The organism is [Limnothrix rosea] IAM M-220, assembly GCF_001904615.1.
GTDB lineage: Bacteria > Cyanobacteriota > Cyanobacteriia > Cyanobacteriales > MRBY01 > MRBY01.
In genome coordinates this window covers 1-17,753 of the sequence record NZ_MRBY01000029.1, presented here as the reverse complement: position 1 = coordinate 17,753, position 17,753 = coordinate 1, and the positions used below count along the sequence as shown (strand labels likewise).

Annotated in this window: 13 protein-coding genes and 2 pseudogenes; 7 read left to right on the top strand and 8 right to left on the bottom strand. The window is 46.1% G+C overall.

Annotated elements, in window-relative coordinates:
* Nucleotides 1-13: 13 nt before the first annotated feature.
* On the bottom strand, nucleotides 14-1,015 hold the full coding sequence (locus tag NIES208_RS11905) for a beta-ketoacyl-ACP synthase III (protein WP_075893024.1): 1,002 nt from the start codon (nucleotides 1,013-1,015) through the stop codon (nucleotides 14-16).
* Between the two features lie 67 nt (nucleotides 1,016-1,082).
* Complete coding sequence (gene plsX, locus NIES208_RS11900) at nucleotides 1,083-2,135, bottom strand: phosphate acyltransferase PlsX (RefSeq protein ID WP_075893022.1); 1,053 nt, start codon at nucleotides 2,133-2,135, stop codon at nucleotides 1,083-1,085.
* Between the two features lie 153 nt (nucleotides 2,136-2,288).
* On the opposite strand from plsX, the gene NIES208_RS11895 reads away from it, so the two are divergent.
* Together NIES208_RS11895 and NIES208_RS19680 are read left to right on the top strand one after the other, a co-directional pair.
* Entirely contained in the window at nucleotides 2,289-3,620 is a 1,332-nt protein-coding gene (locus NIES208_RS11895) for a D-alanyl-D-alanine carboxypeptidase (RefSeq protein ID WP_075893020.1), read from the top strand.
* A gap of 124 nt (nucleotides 3,621-3,744) precedes the next feature.
* On the top strand, nucleotides 3,745-3,879 hold the full coding sequence (locus tag NIES208_RS19680; RefSeq protein WP_282956454.1) for a hypothetical protein: 135 nt from the start codon (nucleotides 3,745-3,747) through the stop codon (nucleotides 3,877-3,879).
* 84 nt (nucleotides 3,880-3,963) lie between these two features.
* Here the strand turns inward: NIES208_RS19680 and NIES208_RS11890 are convergent, their stop codons facing one another.
* Nucleotides 3,964-5,562, bottom strand: a complete 1,599-nt coding sequence (locus tag NIES208_RS11890) for an NAD(P)H-quinone oxidoreductase subunit 4 (RefSeq protein WP_075893018.1) — start codon at nucleotides 5,560-5,562, stop codon at nucleotides 3,964-3,966.
* Between the two features lie 342 nt (nucleotides 5,563-5,904).
* On the opposite strand from NIES208_RS11890, the gene NIES208_RS11885 reads away from it, so the two are divergent.
* Together NIES208_RS11885 and hrcA are read left to right on the top strand one after the other, a co-directional pair.
* Nucleotides 5,905-6,258: a rhodanese-like domain-containing protein gene (locus tag NIES208_RS11885; RefSeq protein WP_084176616.1), complete on the top strand. Its 354-nt coding sequence runs from the start codon at nucleotides 5,905-5,907 to the stop codon at nucleotides 6,256-6,258.
* Nucleotides 6,259-6,414: 156 nt separating this feature from the next.
* The gene (hrcA, locus tag NIES208_RS11880) at nucleotides 6,415-7,470 is read left to right on the top strand and encodes a heat-inducible transcriptional repressor HrcA (RefSeq protein ID WP_075893016.1); all 1,056 of its coding nucleotides are present in this window, start codon (nucleotides 6,415-6,417) and stop codon (nucleotides 7,468-7,470) included.
* 53 nt (nucleotides 7,471-7,523) lie between these two features.
* On the opposite strand, the gene NIES208_RS11875 is transcribed toward hrcA, so the two are convergent.
* Nucleotides 7,524-7,931, bottom strand: coding sequence for a DUF3110 domain-containing protein (locus NIES208_RS11875; protein ID WP_075893014.1), 408 nt, complete (start codon nucleotides 7,929-7,931; stop codon nucleotides 7,524-7,526).
* A 256-nt stretch (nucleotides 7,932-8,187) separates the two neighbouring features.
* Here NIES208_RS11875 and NIES208_RS11870 point away from each other — a divergent pair, with 256 nt between their 5' ends.
* Nucleotides 8,188-11,508: a CHAT domain-containing protein gene (locus NIES208_RS11870; RefSeq protein ID WP_075893012.1), complete on the top strand. Its 3,321-nt coding sequence runs from the start codon at nucleotides 8,188-8,190 to the stop codon at nucleotides 11,506-11,508.
* Between the two features lie 255 nt (nucleotides 11,509-11,763).
* Nucleotides 11,764-12,249: a hypothetical protein gene (locus tag NIES208_RS11865; protein ID WP_075893010.1), complete on the top strand. Its 486-nt coding sequence runs from the start codon at nucleotides 11,764-11,766 to the stop codon at nucleotides 12,247-12,249.
* 366 nt (nucleotides 12,250-12,615) lie between these two features.
* Here the strand turns inward: NIES208_RS11865 and NIES208_RS11855 are convergent.
* A pseudogene (locus NIES208_RS11855) lies at nucleotides 12,616-14,910 on the bottom strand (phycobilisome rod-core linker polypeptide); the annotation flags it as partial.
* A 129-nt stretch (nucleotides 14,911-15,039) separates the two neighbouring features.
* Nucleotides 15,040-15,303, bottom strand: a pseudogene (locus tag NIES208_RS19930) (hypothetical protein); the annotation flags it as partial.
* Between the two features lie 295 nt (nucleotides 15,304-15,598).
* Between NIES208_RS19930 and NIES208_RS11850 the strand changes: the two are divergent.
* Nucleotides 15,599-16,795, top strand: coding sequence for a class I SAM-dependent methyltransferase (locus NIES208_RS11850; protein ID WP_075893004.1), 1,197 nt, complete (start codon nucleotides 15,599-15,601; stop codon nucleotides 16,793-16,795).
* Between the two features lie 73 nt (nucleotides 16,796-16,868).
* Here NIES208_RS11850 and aat read toward each other — a convergent pair whose 3' ends face one another.
* Nucleotides 16,869-17,447, bottom strand: coding sequence for a leucyl/phenylalanyl-tRNA--protein transferase (aat, locus tag NIES208_RS11845; RefSeq protein WP_075893002.1), 579 nt, complete (start codon nucleotides 17,445-17,447; stop codon nucleotides 16,869-16,871).
* Nucleotides 17,448-17,510: 63 nt separating this feature from the next.
* On the bottom strand, nucleotides 17,511-17,732 hold the full coding sequence (locus NIES208_RS11840; RefSeq protein WP_075893000.1) for a hypothetical protein: 222 nt from the start codon (nucleotides 17,730-17,732) through the stop codon (nucleotides 17,511-17,513).
* Between the last annotated feature and the right edge of the window lie 21 nt (nucleotides 17,733-17,753).

The following is a 17,753-nucleotide window of genomic DNA, read 5'->3' as shown; positions in this document are numbered from 1 at the left end:
TCAGCTAAAAAAACTAAGATTTGCCCCACCGGAAAATGGCACAGCCCCAAGATAACCCTGCACCAAAACCAGAAGTCACAATGGTTTGACCCACTTTGATTTTTCCTGCTTGGATCGCTTCGTCTAGGGCAAGGGGAATCGAGGCTGCAGAAGTATTGCCGTACTCATGTAAATTGGCAATTACCTTTTCAGCAGGGAGTTTTAAGCGTTTAGCGACGGCATCAATAATCCGTTGATTAGCCTGATGTAAAATGAGCCAATCAATATCATCCACACCAATCTCAGACCGAAACAATGTTTTTTCGACAACCTCTGGGACTTTAGCCACCGCAAAGCGATAGACTTCGCGCCCATTCATGGTGACAGCTTGGTATTCGCCTTTTTGAATTGTCAGATCATGGACGAGGTACTTGGGGTTTGCCTGATAAGACAAGTTAAGGCAATGATTTTGACTGCCATCGCTATACATTTCAAAGCCGAGGAGTTGGTCTACTTCATCCCGCTGACAGACCACAGCGCCAGCACCATCGCCAAATAAAACACAAGTCGTGCGATCGCCCCAGTCAACCCAGCGAGACAAAATATCTGCACCAATGACAACGACATTTTGAAAAGCACCTGTCCGGAGATACTGGGCAGCCGTCACTAAACCAAACACGAAACCAGAACAAGCCGCCGTTAGATCAAAAGCAACCGCATTTCTCGCGCCGATCAAATGCTGTACTTTAGCCGCACTACCAAACAAGTCATCAGGTGTTGATGTGGCCAATAGCACCAAATCAATATCTTCCGGTTGGAGATGGGCCGAGGCGATCGCCCGTGTTGCCGCAGTTGCCGCCAGCTCACTTAAACTACCGCCCTCTTCAAGCAAATGCCGATTGCGAATACCCGTACGCGTCCGAATCCAGTCATCCGAGGTTTCTACTAACTGGCTAAGATCATCATTTTGGACAACCGCTTGGGGAGTCGCAGAGCCGCTCCCCGTAATGGCAATACCTGCCCCATCAAATTTCAATGCTCGACTCCCTTACTTCCTCGGAGATGAATCACTTGATAGTAATTCATTAAATGCCTTTTTTCTATTATCCTTCCTTGGCGACGGCTTGTTTCACGAGCTCCTGATGCTCCTCCGTGTAGCTTTGAATCCGTTGAATAACTTCATTGTCGATCGCCTCTTTCGCTAAGCGAATGGCATTAAAAATTGACGGAGCCTTCGAGCTACCATGGCTAATAATACAAACACCCGCGACACCAAACAGCAGTGCACCACCATGCTCTGCATGGTCGACCCTTTGTTTAATACGCTTGAGATTCGGCTTTAAAACTAACGCCCCAGCCTTACCACGGATACCCCGGGGGAGTTCTTCCTTCAGGATTTGCAAAAGTACAGAACCAACAGATTCGGCAAATTTCAGAAGAATATTTCCTGTAAAGCCATCACAAACAACGACATCAAAATCTCCAGAGAGTACATCACGGCCTTCGGCATTGCTCTTAAAGGGGATCGCTGGATTGTTTGTCAACAGCTCATGGGTCTTTAAAGCCAGTTCATTGCCCTTCGAAGGTTCCTCACCAATATTTAGCAGACCGACCTGAGGCTCTTTATTGCCCAGTACATATTTGCTGTAAATCGTTCCCATTAAGGCAAATTGCTCTAAATATTTGGGTTTACTATCAACATTGGCACCAACATCAAGGACAATCACGGATCGATCGGGGTCTAATGTCGGGAAAACAGCACCGATCGCCGGACGGTCAATACCTTTAATGCGTCCAAGTTTTAAAAGGGCTGCCGCCATTGCCGCACCAGAATGTCCCGCTGAAACCACAGCGTCAGCTTGCTTTTTACGGACAAGCTTCATGGCGAGGTTGATCGACGCTTTGGGTTTACGACGAATGGCCACAAGGGGCTCTTCACACATTTCAACAACCCCTTCTGCTTCAATAACATGCACAAAATCAGTAGGGATTTTCGCATGTTTATCTAGATATCTTTTTATAAGTTCAGGGTCACCAACGAGGAAGACTTCCACCTCAAGTTCTTCTACTGCTCTAATTGCTCCAGCAACGATTTCTTCGGGAGCATAATCTCCCCCCATAGCGTCTATAGCTATTCTCACGCGTGTTGATGACATATTGGTCTGGAATAAATGCCTCCCACATATTACCAGAAGGCTGATTCGTCCTTAGTGTAAGTAGTGAAGAATTTTCGATGATATTATCGGTGGTCAAATGGCATCTTTTTTTCTTGCCCTTATACTGCTGTAGAAATGGTTTAGCTGCATCTCATGTTAAAAGCGATTAGTTTCGGACTTGCTGGTTTTGTGACAAATTTCCTGCAACCGGATGTACCGCCAGATATTATTCCCTATCGTCCGTTGGTTTGGGAAAGTGCTGCCGTTTTTCAGCTTAGTTATCAAGATGATCCTACGGTTCAACAGCTTGTGGAACGCTACATTAATCAGCTAGGGGAGCAGGGTAAGTCTATTAATCGTCAAGGGATTTGGATTCAGTCCCAGTGGGTTCCCCTTGGTCAACATCAAGGAACCCAAGCTCTGTCTGCGGCTTCGCTCACCAAAGTGGCAACGACTTTAGCCGCCATTAATAAATGGTCTCTCACCCATCAGTTTCAAACGGCTATTTATCGGACAGGCTCGGTCAATAATGGTGTACTAAATGGCGATTTGATTATTGCAGGGGGCAGTGATCCGTTGTTTGTGTGGGAAGAGGCGATCGCCGTTGGTAATGCCCTGAATGCAGCAGGTATCCGTCAGGTACAGGGCAACCTCATTGTCGTGGGTGACTTTGCGATGAACTACGCCATTGACCCGATAGTGTCTGGCCAAACGCTACGCATGGGCATAGATCATCGTCTGTGGAATGATGAGGCTAGTCGTCAACATCGCAGTATGAAAGCAGGCACAGCTAAGCCTCAAGTGGCGATTTCAGGCAATGTCCAACGGGCAGAAGCCTTGCCGGGTAATGCAGCAAAAATACTAGTACATCGATCATTAGTGTTATCAGAAATTCTAAAACTGATGAATATCTACAGCAACAACGCGATCGCCGAAATGATTGCCCAAAATCTTGGCGGTGGCCCCCAAATGGGTAAACAAGTTGCCCAAGATCTAGAGATTCCCGAAAACGAACTACAGCTGATTAATGGCTCTGGACTAGGCGTTGAAAATCGCATCTCCCCAAGAGCAGCAGTCATGATGTTTCAGGCAATTGATCGTTCCATCGACTCCGAGACCCTTGCCATTTCCGATTTATTTCCCGTTGCCGGACGAGATACACGCGGCACCATGATTGACCGCAAAATGCCAAAAGGAATTATTGCCAAAACCGGAACCCTCAACCAAGTCAGTGCCTTGGCGGGCATGATTCCGACAAGTGAACATGGCGACGTTTGGTTTGCCATCATTAATAACGGCACATGGGATATTCGCGGCTATCGCAAGCAACAGGATCAACTATTACAAAGTCTCGATGGCCATTGGCAGCTAACACCACTAGCTTCTATGTTGATCGATATTTCTAAAGACTTTTTCGGTAATCCTGAGCGTATCGAACTGGTTTCCAGTGCTGCTCTAGTGAACGATGGGACTTCATCTGAGTAACGGGATCGACTAAAACAAGACTATTGAGAGTGCTCAATATTGCATAGACCTCTTCCATAAGCCTGTAAATTGAACAAATCAATAATGGTTTCGAGTTAAAAAAGAAGATTTTGCAAAAATCCTAATGAGAGCAGCTTGTCGCAGTATTACGCAAAATCAAACCTTAATCCCCTGTGCCAATGATGGGGCTTTTGCTCTAAACGCCGTCAATAGCAACGAACCCGTGACTTCAGCTGAACAAATTTCTCCGTTGCCCTGATTTGACGCAAAAAGAAAATCCCCCGCCAACGCAGCAGAGGATTTTGAAAACAAGCCATTAAAGACTTTGTGGCTTTATAAATGGCTATTTATATTGTGAGATTGGCTCAATTTCCGGCGCGCGGAAAAATGCCAGATCAGACGCATTGGCCTTAGCCATCTGATTTAAGCTGGGCACGGAAGCACGCAACACTTCTGTTAGGTGCTCTGTGGTGGAAGCATAAATCTGGGTGACGGCTTTTGGATAAAGGCCGATACCAATGATTGGAATGAGTAAGCAGGCAACAATAAACACTTCCCGTGGCTCTGCATCTACAAGGGCTTCGTGTTCGACCAGCTCTTTATTCTCCGGGCCGTAAAGGATTTCCCGCAACATGGAGAGGAGATAAATAGGCGTAAGAATAACACCGATCGCCGCCAAGATAACGACAATGACACGGAAAGTGGGGCTATAGGCATCACTGGTGGCAAAACCGACGAAGACCATCAGCTCTGCCACAAAACCACTCATACCCGGCAAGGCGAGGGAGGCAAAAGAGCAGGTTGTCCACATGGCAAAGATTTTTTTCATCTTCTTACCAACGCCGCCCATTTCATCAAGCATGAGGGTGTGGGTGCGGTCGTAGGTAGAACCGACCATAAAGAAGAGGCTGGCTCCAATTAAACCGTGGGAAATCATTTGCAGCATTGCGCCGCTGGTTCCTAGGTCAGTGAAGGATGCCATCCCGATGAGCACAAAGCCCATGTGGGAAATGGAGGAATAGGCAATTTTGCGTTTGAGGTTGCGCTGGGCAAAGGATGTCAAGGCAGCATAAACAATGTTGACAACACCTAAAATGACGAGCACTGGGCCAAAAAGGGCGTGGGCATCGGGTAACATCCCGGCATTCATCCGCAATAGGGCATAGCCACCCATCTTAAGGAGGATCCCGGCGAGGAGCATGTGTGCTGGTGCTGTTGCTTCACCGTGGGCATCGGGCAACCAAGTGTGTAGTGGAAAAATGGGAAGTTTTACGCCGTAGGCGATGAGTAAACCGCTGTACAAAAGAAGTTGGAGGTTCAGACCAAAGTCTTTGTTGGCGATCGCCGTCATGTCGAAGGTGACCGTATCACCGTGGAACGCCATGGTGAGGGCTGCGATTAAAATAAAGAGCGATCCCCCGGCGGTGTAAATAATAAACTTAGTCGCTGCATAGAGACGTTTTTTACCGCCCCAAATGGAGAGAATGAGATATACCGGGACAAGCTCTAGCTCCCATGTAAAGAAAAACAAGAGCATATCTTGTACCGCGAAGACCGCAATCTGACCGCCGTACATCAGCAGCATCAGAAAGTAGAACAATTTTGGCTTAAAGGTAACCGGCCAAGCTGCAAGGGTGGCAAGGGTCGTAATAAAACCAGTAAGCAAAATCAGGGGCATGGACAGACCGTCTGCACCGACTGACCAACGGAGGCCGATCGCCTCAACCCAGGTATAGCTTTCAGTGAGTTGCAGCTCAGAGCTACTAAAGTCATAGCTCGTGTAGAAGGCGGCAACGATAATGGTGAAATTGATAAGACCTACAGTTAGGGCGAACCATCGTACTGTTTTACCGTCTTTATCTGGGATGATCGGCAGAAATAAAGCTGCAACGATGGGAAATAGAATAATCGTGGATAACCACGGAAAATTGGCAAAATCCATACAAACTCAAGTAATGGCTGTTTTCTTAAACAAATAAAACGTCTAATCAGATGTCGTGCTGGGAAGGTGAGGCGATCGCCAACGGCTAGGGCATATTAGGATGTCCTCCACTGCTTCGATAGACCTCTACTGTTACTTGTACCATTCTGAAATTGGGGTGAGCACTTGATCGCAGGAACTGCAATACTCCTTAACTTTGAACAGTTTTGTGACAAACTGAAACACCGACAACATTGGCATAACCCCCCTAAAACTTTCTAAATTATTAATGAAATTTTCCCGCTTTTTGTGCAGCTGTCATTACATTTGCTAACACGATAAAAACATCAAAAAAAAGACCCTATGACTACGACCTTCCAAGAAATTTCGGTACAAACCCTTGCAGAAAAAATGGCGATCGCCAAAGAACTAGACCAAGATTTACAGCTCATTGATGTGCGAGAACCCCAAGAAATAGAGATCTGCTCCATCGACGGCTTTAAAGTACTTTCTCTGAGCAAATTTGAAGAGTGGTCCCCCACAATTACCCAAGACTTCGACCCCACCATGCCAACCTATGTCCTTTGTCACCACGGCATGCGCTCTGCCCAAATGTGCCAGTGGCTACAACAAAATGGCTTTACCAATCCCATCAATATTATGGGTGGCATCGATGCCTATTCCCTAAGCGTTGACCGCAGCGTACCCCGCTACTAGTCAAAAGGAAGAAATCAGCTATACTAGCTGCCACAGATTGAGTTTATTTCTTAAAATAAAGCAATCTTTTTTATGGATCCTATGACGAACAAAATTAATATTTCTTTAACACTTGCCACATAATTTACGGGCTTAACCTGTTCCCCATTACACTTTATGGCTGCTCAAAATATTCTTAATCCGAGATACCAAAATATTTTTCGGGCAACGGTCAATCACTATATTTCTACCGCTGAACCCGTTGGGTCTAAAACCCTAGTCAAGGAATATGATTTTCAGGTGAGCTCAGCCACGATTCGGAATGTCATGGGGAAACTCGAAAAGGCAGGTTTTTTGTATCAACCCCACGTATCTGCGGGGCGTATTCCGTCCGATTCTGGCTATCGTTTTTATGTCGATGAATTGTTAACACCAAATCACCAGACACGCCAAAAAGTCCGTCAGACGCTCCATCAACAGTCCGATGAACAGCTTTGGGGTCTAGAAGCGACCCTAAAGCAAGCTAATCAGATTTTGGCGACTTTGAGTGGCTATATTGCCTTAATTACTGTTCCCCAGCAACACCATGCCAGATTGCGACATTTGCAGTTACTGCCTCTCTCGTCAAACAAAATTATTATGGTTGTGGTGACTGATACGTTTCAGCCCCAATCTGTTGCCCTAGAGCTAGAGTCCGATCCCGATGAATTGGCAATTCTCGCGAATTTTTTAAATCATCATCTCCAAGGGCGATCGCTGGAAGAGATTTCTAGACTAGACTTAGAAGCGCTAGATCAGGATTTTCGCCACTGTGCCGAGGTGTTACAAACGGTGTGCCAAACGGTTGCCAAGGTGAATCAGAGTAATATTTCGACACCGATTTTAGTCCATGGCATTTCTGAAGTACTGCGCCAACCTGAATTTTCGCAACTGACGCAACTACAGACACTTTTGCATCTCATCGAGGCGCGCCAGGAGCAGCTCGTCCCGGTAATGTTTAACCGTGATGGCGATGAGCGTACAACGCTGATCCACATTGGTGTAGAAAATCCCCTAGAACCTATGAAAACCTGCGCCATGGTTTCCGCCAACTACTACCAAGAAGAAGTCCCCGTTGGTAGTGTCGGTGTGATTGGCCCAACGCGGATGTTCTATGAAAATGCGATCGCCCTTGTGGAAGCTACCGCCGACTATATTTCTGCCAGCCTCACAGCCCAACCGGAATTAGCCTAAACTCTGGTGTGTAATAAACACGGTGGCTCCATAGAGTGAGACCAAAGATAGACCTAAAGTAACCCTTCTAATTGCTGACGAATACGCTCTAGCTCATCATCAGACAGATCACTTTCATCTTCACTTTCTGTTTTTTCTGACTTTTCTGCTTTTGCCTCATAGCTACCAGACTCGCTCCAGTCAGTTTCGTCGACATTATTCTCTGGTGGTACAGCTAATTGTCCGGGGGCGATGCGATCATAGCCGTAGTCAGCACCTTCACAAAATTCGATAATGTCTCGATCTTCCATGCCTTCTACCGTCACTGGCGGAAAATCTTGAGCCTCCAACATTAGAGCAAAGCGAGTCGCATCATCTTTATCTTCAAACATTAAGATCTTGTTGCGATCGCCCTCTTGGAGCGTGTGAATACCCTCGTTTTCGGTACGGGCATTAAATAAAAGGACGTAGACTAAACTCATAGATGATCTTCTCACTAACTAACATTTTCTCAAATCGAAGTTATTGCAAAGATTAAAGCGGGGATTCCGTTTGAGGTTGGCTTAAATATCATAATCATAGGACGGCGTGGGTGTATTGAAAAACTCGGGACTACTTGCCCCAATTAAAAGTGCTAACTAGACTATTGTGTTGGCGGGTAACCTGTTGCCATGGTCATTTTCCCCATTAGAAAAAAGAGTTCTAATCAGTCATCTCAGCCAGCTTGAGGAGTTTTACGTGTCTTATTTTCGCTTATTGTTTGCCACCATTGGCTTGAGTTTTAGCTGTTTGACAATACCGGCGATCGCCCAGATTACGCCCACGGCAAACACAACCAATACCGTCGTTACAAATAATGGTGAAAACTGGAATATTTCTGGCGGGATCACTTCTGGGGATGGTCATAATCTATTTCACGATTTTCAGGATTTTAATGTCGGTACAAATCAAAGTGCGACATTTGTCAGTACGCCAGCGATTCAAAATATTTTGTCTAGGGTCAGTGGCGCTAATCCTTCTCTAATTGATGGTTTGCTTAGTGTTGGTGGTAGTAATGCCAACCTATATTTAATCAATCCTAGTGGCATTGTTTTCGGTGAAAATGCCCAATTAAATTTATCAGCGGACTTTACTGCAACTACGGCTACAGGAGTCGGTTTCGGTGATGCTCCTTGGTCAGGGGCAACGAATTATGCAGAGCTTGTTGGTACGCCCAACCAATTTTTCTTTGATGGTACTGGCGGCATTATTAATGGCGCAGATTTAGCGGTTAATGCAGGCCAAAGGATTAATCTTTTTGCTTCACAGATTATCAACACAGGTTCACTGACCGCGTCAGGGGGAACGATCAATCTCACGGCTGTACCGGGTACAAATACGCTACGACTATCCCAAGCTGGTCAATTGCTTAATCTCGAATTTAATCATGGTGCGCCGACAACTTTTGTTGATATTCCTCGTTTGTTGACAGGACATGATTTAGAGACGGGTGTCACTTTAAATAATGGCGCGGCCAAGCTAAGCGCTACGAATGTAACTATTTCCAGTGATTCTGGGGATTTATTTTTTAGTGGGGCGCTAGATGTCAGTGGTAATACTGGTGGTGTAGCCACATTACTGGGTCAAGAAATGATTCTCACCGGAGCCAATATCGATGGGTCTGGCTTGAATGGCGGCGGTGAAATCTATATTGGAGGCGATCGCCAAGGACAGGGCTTATTCACAAATGCCAATAATGTTTTTGTTGACCAAAATTCGAACATTACAGCGGCGGCGATCGCCGCAGGAGATGGCGGTAAAGTCATTGTCTGGTCTGACCAATCGACATTTTTCTATGGCAACATCAATGCAAAAGGCGGACGACTGGGTGGCGACGGCGGTTTTGTCGAAGTCAGCGGTAAACAATATCTTGATTTTCAAGGGCGAGTTGATCTGCGATCGCCCCTAGGCCAAGACGGACAACTGCTTTTAGACCCCACAGATATCACCATTTCCAACAGCACAACAAGTCCAAGCCTCAATTTTGCTGCCGGAACCTTTAGCGATCCCAGTAACAGCCCCTCAAACCTCAACATTATCACCCTACAAAACCAACTAGCTCTAGGCAATGTCCTAGTCACCACCGCCTCCGGTAACACTGATTTAGGCAACATTACCGTCACCGCCCCCATTACTTGGTCCAGTGGCAACGCCCTCGAACTCAGAGCAGACAACGACATCATTGTCAGAGCAGATATCACCAGTACAAATCAAGACTCAGCACTGACCCTCACCGCAAATAACGACATTAAGCTCGAAGGAACCATTCAAATTGGGGCATTTGATAGCTCCACCATGACCATAAACTTCGTCGCCGATGCAGACGGTAATAGCACAGGCACAGTAACCCAAGGCAATAACGTCATCTTAGAAAATGGGTTTGACTTTGACGAATCAGATTTTGATGGTGAATTTGGAGATGAAGAATTCGGAGATGAATTTGATGATGAATTTGGCGACGACGAGTTTGATGATGAATTTGACGATGAGTTCGGCGACGACGAGTTTGATGATGAATTTGATGATGAATTTGGCGATGATGACGAAGAATTTGGTGAAGGAGAAGAAGACGACGAATTTGACGAAGACGATGAAGAATTTAGTGAAGGAGAAGAAGACGACGAATTTGACGAAGACGATGAAGAGTTTGCAAGCGATTTTGACTATGAATACGAATATGAAGATGGCGACTGGAGCGATGAAGAATATGAGGATTTAGAAGACGATTTTTTTGATGACTATGGTGATCACTTTGGTTTATCGGCGAAACCAAGTACAAACTTTGACGCAGTGCAATCAAAACTGGCTGAGATTCAATCTTTACTCGATATTGAGCCTGCCATTATCTATGTGGCATTTCGAGAAAAAGAATCGCGAGGCACAAAACAATCGTCAAAACAGACCATTGGCAAAGACAACAATATTCTGTGGCAATTCGACGAAAATGCCCGCCAAAATTATCTTGATGTGGGTCGAGAAGTCCGCGATGATGATGAATTAGAACTCGTGATGCTGACTGCTAGTGGCAAAGTTGTGCGTCGCCGCATCGTTGGCAGTAGTAGAGAAGCTATTTTGCAAGCGTCACGCTCCTTCCACCGCAGCGTTACGGCTCCCCGTTTAGGTAAATCCTATTTACGTTCTGCGCAGTATTTCTATGATCTGCTGATCAAACCCCTTGAGGCGGAGCTCAACGAATCTCAAATCGACAATTTGACGTTTGTAATGGATCGTGGGCTGCGGACTCTACCTTTGGCGGCACTGCATGATGGTGAAGAGTTTGTCATCGAAAAGTATAGTGTGGGTATGATGCCTAGCTTTGCTTTGACCCAAACGGACTATGTCAATTTACGAGAAAGTCAGGTGCTGGCCATGGGGGCTTCGGAATTTCAGCAGCAAAGTGATTTGCCTGCGGTGCCTGTGGAGTTGTCGGTCATTGCCGATCGCCTCTGGGAAGGTGATGTTTACTTGGAAAATCAATTTACAGTAGAGCGTTTACTAGCGGCGCGCGATCGCCAAGAGTACGGCATTTTACACCTTGCCACCCATGGTGAATTTTTGCCGGGAGCACTGGATCGTTCCTATATTCAGTTTTGGGATCAACGCTTATCCCTAGCTGAGTTGCCACAATTACAACTCAATAATCCACCGATCGAGTTGCTGGTTTTATCTGCTTGTCGAACGGCGTTCGGTGATCCCAATGCGGAACTCGGTTTTTCTGGTTTGGCGATCGCCTCTGGTGCTAAATCGGCGATCGGGAGCCTCTGGTATGTCAGCGACGAAGGAACCTTGGGACTAATGACGCAGTTTTATCAAGAACTACAATCTGCACCAATTAAAGCCGAAGCACTACGACAAGCACAGTTAGCTTTGCTGAAGGGAGAAGTGCGGCGAGAAGGAGCCAATCTCATTACACCCGAAGGCACAATTCCACTACCGGATGCCGTGGCACGCCTGCGAACGACAGATCTAACCCATCCCTATGTTTGGAGTAGCTTTAGTTTGGTGGGAAATCCTTGGTAAGACTGGTTGCTCAGGTCTAACAGTTTTTAAACTGACACAAAGCCTCCGCCAAGGTTAATCAAAGGACGTTATAACCGAGTAAATAAGCATAAACAAGGGAGACTTCCCCAAACCAGAGCCGCTACTCTAAAACTAACTCCGTCATCAACTGTCCATTGGGAACTTTTTACAGCGCCTATTCATCTAGATGACTAGGGAGGGATCTCCTCGGAATATAAACTCCTCAATTAATAAGCCTTTGAGCTTAGCAAAACCATGACAACATTCTCTTCTAAACTTACCTTCGCTGCGGCAGCTTGTGGAGCGTTTTTACTTGCCGCAGCGCCGGCGATCGCCCAAAGTGAATTTACTATTACCTCCACTGGCTCTGGCATTAGCATTTCAGCAAATGGTCAACCAATATCAGGTCAAATTAGTGGCACAGCTGGCGGTAACAAAGATAGTGGCGGCTGTGGTTGGATCAGTAATCAAGCAAACCATACCTTCTCTGTTAATGCCAACAGTATGGTTTCCATGAAAATCCAAGTAAATAGCCCCAGTGGTCAAACAAATATTCCCTACACACTCATGATTAAAGATGCCAATAATCCTGAAGCAAGTTCTTTTTGTGCGATCGCCGCTCCCGGTATTCCCGCTGAAATCAGTGGTGTTTGGAGTCAAGAAGGCAATTACCAGATTTTTGTAGGTAACTTTGAAAGCTCTTCCAACCGTGATTCCTATGTTTTGAGTATTTCCGACTAATGACTTCGTTTTCCCCACTAGGATTGAGAATATCGTTATTTCACCTTAAAGCGAAACAGGAATATCCTCTAAAACTTTTATCTATAAACCATAAAGCTTAAGACACTGGATAGACTGCTAACCCTTGTCCTATAGGGGTTTAAACCCTTAAGCCCCTAGCAATCTTGCTGACAGTGACCATAGCAGAAGATAACCTGCTAACCCTTAAAAAAATCAGTCAGAATAACCAAAAAATTTGCCACACTCCTCGATTCAGTGATTCAGTGGGGCAGCCCAGAATCCTTGCACAAAAACAATACTCTGACAAAAAGAAAAACCTCCCAGAACTAGGAGGCTTTTTTAATGAATTTAGTTTAATGGGCGTTTTTAGCGCTTAACCGCAGGCTCAAAGCTGGGCACGACAACATCTGCATTTTGCTTAGTCAAAGTGTTGTATAGCTTCTCTGTGTTGGGGAAGTTCGCCGCCGGAAGCGTTGGGAAGCGACGATAAGGCACAACATCCTCACCAAAGTTCTCTGCATACTCTACACTATTCACCATTGCACCGATAAAGGCCTTAAGACCCTCTGCTGCAAGGATTTGGTTGTACTTTTGAATTTCCTTTTGATCCTGAGGTGCACGCCCCAAGAAATGCTTTGTACCCATCTCAATCACCTTAGTGTTGGGATATGGAGTATAAAACTCTTTCTGGTAAAGCTCGGAACAACCTAAACCTTCAATGAATTCCTTCATGTTGATCTCGCGATTGCCGAGACGGCTCTCAAGACCGGTGAATTGAGCCTCAACAATATATGGGTCAATATCACGCTCAAAGACCTGACGATATGCCGCCGCAATCGTCGCTTTAAGTTCTACCTTATTAAACGTATCGCGGAGCTTGAAAGTCTTAACCTGCTCGCGCTGCACCGTAACCCCTTGCTTGAGGCGATCGCCGACATCCGTGACCGGGAGGTTACTCGTGCTAGAAGTCCCAAGCTCAATAAAGCGAGGTGTCTTCTCAACCTGAACATTCGCACCAATATCTGCACGAATCGCACCCGGACGAGTCTGGCGGAGAGAATAGCCACCGGGCGTTAAATAGCGCTCATAGGGAACCGTATCCTCACCAAACGCTTCCTCATACTCCTTACTATCAATGATTGCATCAATCAAAGCATAGAAACCTTGCTTCGCGCAGAGGTCAAAATAGCTGTTGATTTCCTTACGACCGTAGGTAGGACGACCAAGAAGACGACGGTGCGCATACTCAACTGCCTTACAGACATATAGAGAAGTCCAGTAGGTTTTCCGATACACATCCGATTTTGCAAGGGCACGGATAAATTCGCGCAGGGTAATATCGCCATTCTCTAGCTGAATTTCAGCGACTTTTTGGCGTTGACCGTCATAGACCATGCGACCGAATACCTGACGGTAGGCAGCAGCAATAACCTTTTGAGTTTCCGTCTCAGAAAAGCTAACACTAGGATTTCCTTTCCCAGAAACAGGCAACTCATTGTTGAGACGGAATACCTTCGCGCCAAGGGTTCCCGGCTGAGTCGGTCTTGCTTTCGGATTACTGAGCTGGTTATTGATACCGGGGCCACGGTGAATCAATATGCGGCGAGTATCTTTACTAAAGGGGGCAGGACTGCTGCTGGGATTGCGAGTTTCTTTCGGGAAGATAGCGCCGAATTGAATTTCGAGAGGATCATTGCCAGAGCCGTAAACATGCTGATCCGGCAGGGGATTGTTATAGCTGGCGTAGGTTGTGACAAACTGAGGCACTTTACGGAAGGGAGCACTGTATCTGAAAAGATCCTGTTGCATGCCCCAGTTGCGGCATTCTTGGGCTTCTTGGCCTAGACCGCGAATATAAGGAACTGTCTCTTCGCCGAAATAATCGGAATACTCTTGGGAATCAACCAAAGCATCTACTAATGCAGGTAGACCGCCGTCAGAAACAATGGAGAAGTACTCTTGGACTTCTTCACGGGAGGAAGGCCCTCGACCGAGGATGTGACGGAACGCTAATTCGAGGGCACGACTGTTAATAAAGGGCTCAAAGAATTGCTTTCTGTAGAGGGGAGATTTTGCGAGGCGACGAACAAATTCCTTCATGGAAATGTCGCCATTCTTCACCTGGGACTCTAGATAAGAAATTGATTGGCTATAGGCGCGGGTAATATCACGCTCAAAAATCTGACGATAGGCGGCCTTGACCACAGAGTTTTTCTCTAGGGTGGAAAGGCCTGTCTTCATGACAAACTTTTGACGATTTTCAGAGGCATTGAAATAGCTTTGGGGTAGCTCTAAACCCTGTTGGTCTGATTTTGGACGCTGACGTAGCTTGTTGTTAGGAGACTGGGTCTGAATTTCTGTTACTAAGACACCGAAGTATTGGTCGACGATATCTTGGGCACCACTGTCGCCTCGGAACAAGTCACGACAAGCTGCTTTCATTTCTTGTAGTGCAACAACGGTGGCTGGGATAGAACAAGCGTTTTCTAAAACTTCCTTTAAGCCGCGGGTGTTAACGACAAGAATACTGGGATCACCTGCGATGATGGCGTAGGTTGTGTAGCGCAAAAACCAAGCCATATCCCGCAGAGATTTTGTCATGTTACGGGGACCATAGCGAGAAACGCTAATCGGTCGGAAACCGGCTGGGATTGTGCCACTTGCTGAGCCCGTAAATAAACTGCGCACGCCGGAGAAGAGGTTGCCGTCTTTATTTTTTGTCTCGTCGGAGCCTGCGAAGCTGATTTCGTCTCCTAAATCGAAGGATAGTTTTTCGTCGGGATCAAAGGCGGGCTTCTCTAGGTATGCAAGGGGAGAACCACCTGTAAAGATACGGTTCGCTGCCCGGGAAACAATGAGCTGAGAACTCTGTTTTATCGCTTCGGCGATCGCCAAACGTTTGAGTCCAGAAGTGAAATAGGTATCAAGAGAGGTTAATTCACCAGTCTCGAGGAACCGATCTTGCTGCTCTGCTTGGGAAATATTAGAGAGGGGAACGGTTTGATATAACTGGGGGCGGGCCAATGAGCTACCACCGCTGGCTCTAATCGTCATGGACTTTCAACTATCTCCAATCAAAATGTTCAATTTATACGGGCTGGCTGGGAGAGAGTTAGCAAAAGTACTAGATATTCTTGTGCGATCGCTTCTCCCAAAGGCTTTATTAAATGTGATGTTTATCTATTAGCTAGCTCTTAGATTAGAACGTTTCAGGTAGGGAGATGGGGTTTATTAAAAAATATTTCAAAAAATCAACAAAAGCGGGGATCGAAGTTGCACAATACGCGCTGTCCTGTTTTCCTGATACTTTACCTTGCCAAATTCTAAGGATTGAGTGGCTCTTTCTAAGATGAACACCCCCGAAGCACGTCAACAAGCTGTCCGTGAACTTTACAATACTTACCCTTTTCCGCCGGAACCTTTGCTAGATGAACCACCGCCGGGGTACAACTGGCGCTGGCATTGGCAAGCGGCCTACAATTTTTGTACAAATCGTAAGCCGATTCGGAATGATGTTCGTATCCTTGATGCAGGTTGTGGCACTGGTGTAGGTACTGAGTATTTGCTCCATCTCAATCCTGAGGCGGAAATTGTCGGTATTGACCTGAGTGAGGGAGCCTTGGAGGTTGCCCAGAAGCGGTGTAGTCAGTCTGGTGTGCGGGAAAGTCATCAAGCGCCTGTTACTTTTCAACGATTACCCATTGAGCAGGCGGCTGAGCTTGAGGGTGAGTTTGATCTGATTAATTGTGTTGGGGTGTTGCACCATATGCCTGATCCTGTGCAGGGCATTAAAGCCCTCGCGAAAAAGGTTGCGCCGGGTGGGCTGTTTCATATTTTTGTGTATGCGGAATTAGGTCGTTGGGAAATTCAGCTCATGCAGGAGGCGATCGCCCTATTTCAGGGAGAGAAGCGAGGGGATTATGTTGATGGCGTTAAGGTTGGCCGCGATATCTTTGGGAGTTTGCCAGAAAATAGCCGCCTAGTGCAATACGACAAAGAGCGCTGGTCTTTAGAAAATCATCGGGACGCGTCTTTCGCTGATATGTATGTGCATCCGCAGGAAACGGACTACAACATTCACACGTTATTTGAATTAATCGATGCGTCAGGATTAGAGTTTGTCGGGTTTTCTAATCCACCGGTTTGGGATCTAGAAAGACTCGTGGGTAAATCGCCGGATCTGATGGCGCGGGCACAACATCTGGGTGAACGGGAGCGTTATCGCTTGATTGAATTGTTAGACACAACGATTAGCCATTATGAATTTTTCTTGGCGCGACCTCCCCTCGAAATTACGGATTGGTCCGATGATGCGCTACTAAGGGCGGCGATCGCCGAAGTTCATCCCTGTCTTAACGGTTGGCCAAGCAAATCTTTTTTTGATTTTGATTACCGCTTGATCTCTATCAATGACGAGGAATATGAATTTATGTCTGCCTGCGATCGCCAACATACGATTGGATCTCTGCTAGAAGGGTCTGATTTTACCCTCGATGATGTGCGATCTCTTCAAAAAAGACAGCTGATTATGTTAAGTCCTGCCTAAGCCAGATCGACCCTAAATTTAAGCCCTAAATTTAAGCCCTAAATTTAAACCTGTGAGCTGGAAAAATCTTTGGTCAAAATTGGCAGGGTAATTTAATCGCTTGCTTCAACATTTGACGGTACTCATTGTTGTGAATGATGTAGGAACCAAACCTTTCAAGGTGAGGGTTTTGGAGCTGTGCGTCAAAGAGTTGAAATCCCTTTTCTCGGAGGTGATTTACCAGTAAAACCATGGCCACTTTGGAACCATTGGGAATATTGAAAAACATCGATTCTCCAATAAATGCCCCACCAATCACAATCCCTAAAATACCGCCAGCAAGGCGATCGCCCTGCCATGTTTCAAAGCTATGAGCCCAACCCGCACGGTGGAGTGCTAAATAAATATCCGCCAGCTCCGGTGAAATCCAAGTCGTATCACGATCTGCACAGCCATAACAGACTTCCTTAAAGGCTTGGTCAATGGCAGGAGTGAATTCCTGTTTATTTAAAGTCCGACGGAGAGATTTCGGGTAACGAAACCGATCATCAAGGGGAATGAGAGTACGCTGCCGACTAGAATACCAACCGAGATTGCCATCATCATCCGACATTAAAAAATATCCTTGGGAGTAGCCCTCAAGAATGACAGGAATATTGAAGCGGCTGATCATAAAATGTGTCTTGTTGGCAAGTTCTAAGGGTATGAAACTTGGGTCTAACTAGAGAAAGAGATATTAGGATTGTAACCCTTTGAAATGCTCTTGTTGTGCTGAGTTAACTTTTTGAGCTTTTTGCGGCGAAATGGATTTTAATAAATGGTCATTTAAAACCCATGCGGCTTCGACTGCGGCATCTCGGAACGGCATCAGAACAAGATTTGCCCCGGCTTTTTCGAGGGGATAACTATGGGAAAAATTTTTCGTAACGTCAGTTATGGATAAGAATTTAGCTGACATTCTTTAGAGAAAGGGAGACAA

Excerpts from the sequence above, each read along its gene's own strand:
- aat (WP_075893002.1), bottom strand. The coding sequence starts at position 17,447 with ATGATCAGCCGCTTCAATATTCCTGTCATTCTTGAGGGCTACTCCCAA.
- NIES208_RS11850 (WP_075893004.1), top strand. The coding sequence starts at position 15,599 with ATGAACACCCCCGAAGCACGTCAACAAGCTGTCCGTGAACTTTACAAT.
- plsX (WP_075893022.1), bottom strand. The coding sequence starts at position 2,135 with ATGTCATCAACACGCGTGAGAATAGCTATAGACGCTATGGGGGGAGAT.
- NIES208_RS11885 (WP_084176616.1), top strand. The coding sequence starts at position 5,905 with ATGACTACGACCTTCCAAGAAATTTCGGTACAAACCCTTGCAGAAAAA.
- NIES208_RS11895 (WP_075893020.1), top strand. The coding sequence starts at position 2,289 with ATGTTAAAAGCGATTAGTTTCGGACTTGCTGGTTTTGTGACAAATTTC.
- NIES208_RS11840 (WP_075893000.1), bottom strand. The coding sequence starts at position 17,732 with ATGTCAGCTAAATTCTTATCCATAACTGACGTTACGAAAAATTTTTCC.
- NIES208_RS11875 (WP_075893014.1), bottom strand. The coding sequence starts at position 7,931 with ATGAGTTTAGTCTACGTCCTTTTATTTAATGCCCGTACCGAAAACGAG.
- hrcA (WP_075893016.1), top strand. The coding sequence starts at position 6,415 with ATGGCTGCTCAAAATATTCTTAATCCGAGATACCAAAATATTTTTCGG.
- NIES208_RS11890 (WP_075893018.1), bottom strand. The coding sequence starts at position 5,562 with ATGGATTTTGCCAATTTTCCGTGGTTATCCACGATTATTCTATTTCCC.
- NIES208_RS11865 (WP_075893010.1), top strand. The coding sequence starts at position 11,764 with ATGACAACATTCTCTTCTAAACTTACCTTCGCTGCGGCAGCTTGTGGA.
- NIES208_RS19680 (WP_282956454.1), top strand. The coding sequence starts at position 3,745 with ATGAGAGCAGCTTGTCGCAGTATTACGCAAAATCAAACCTTAATCCCC.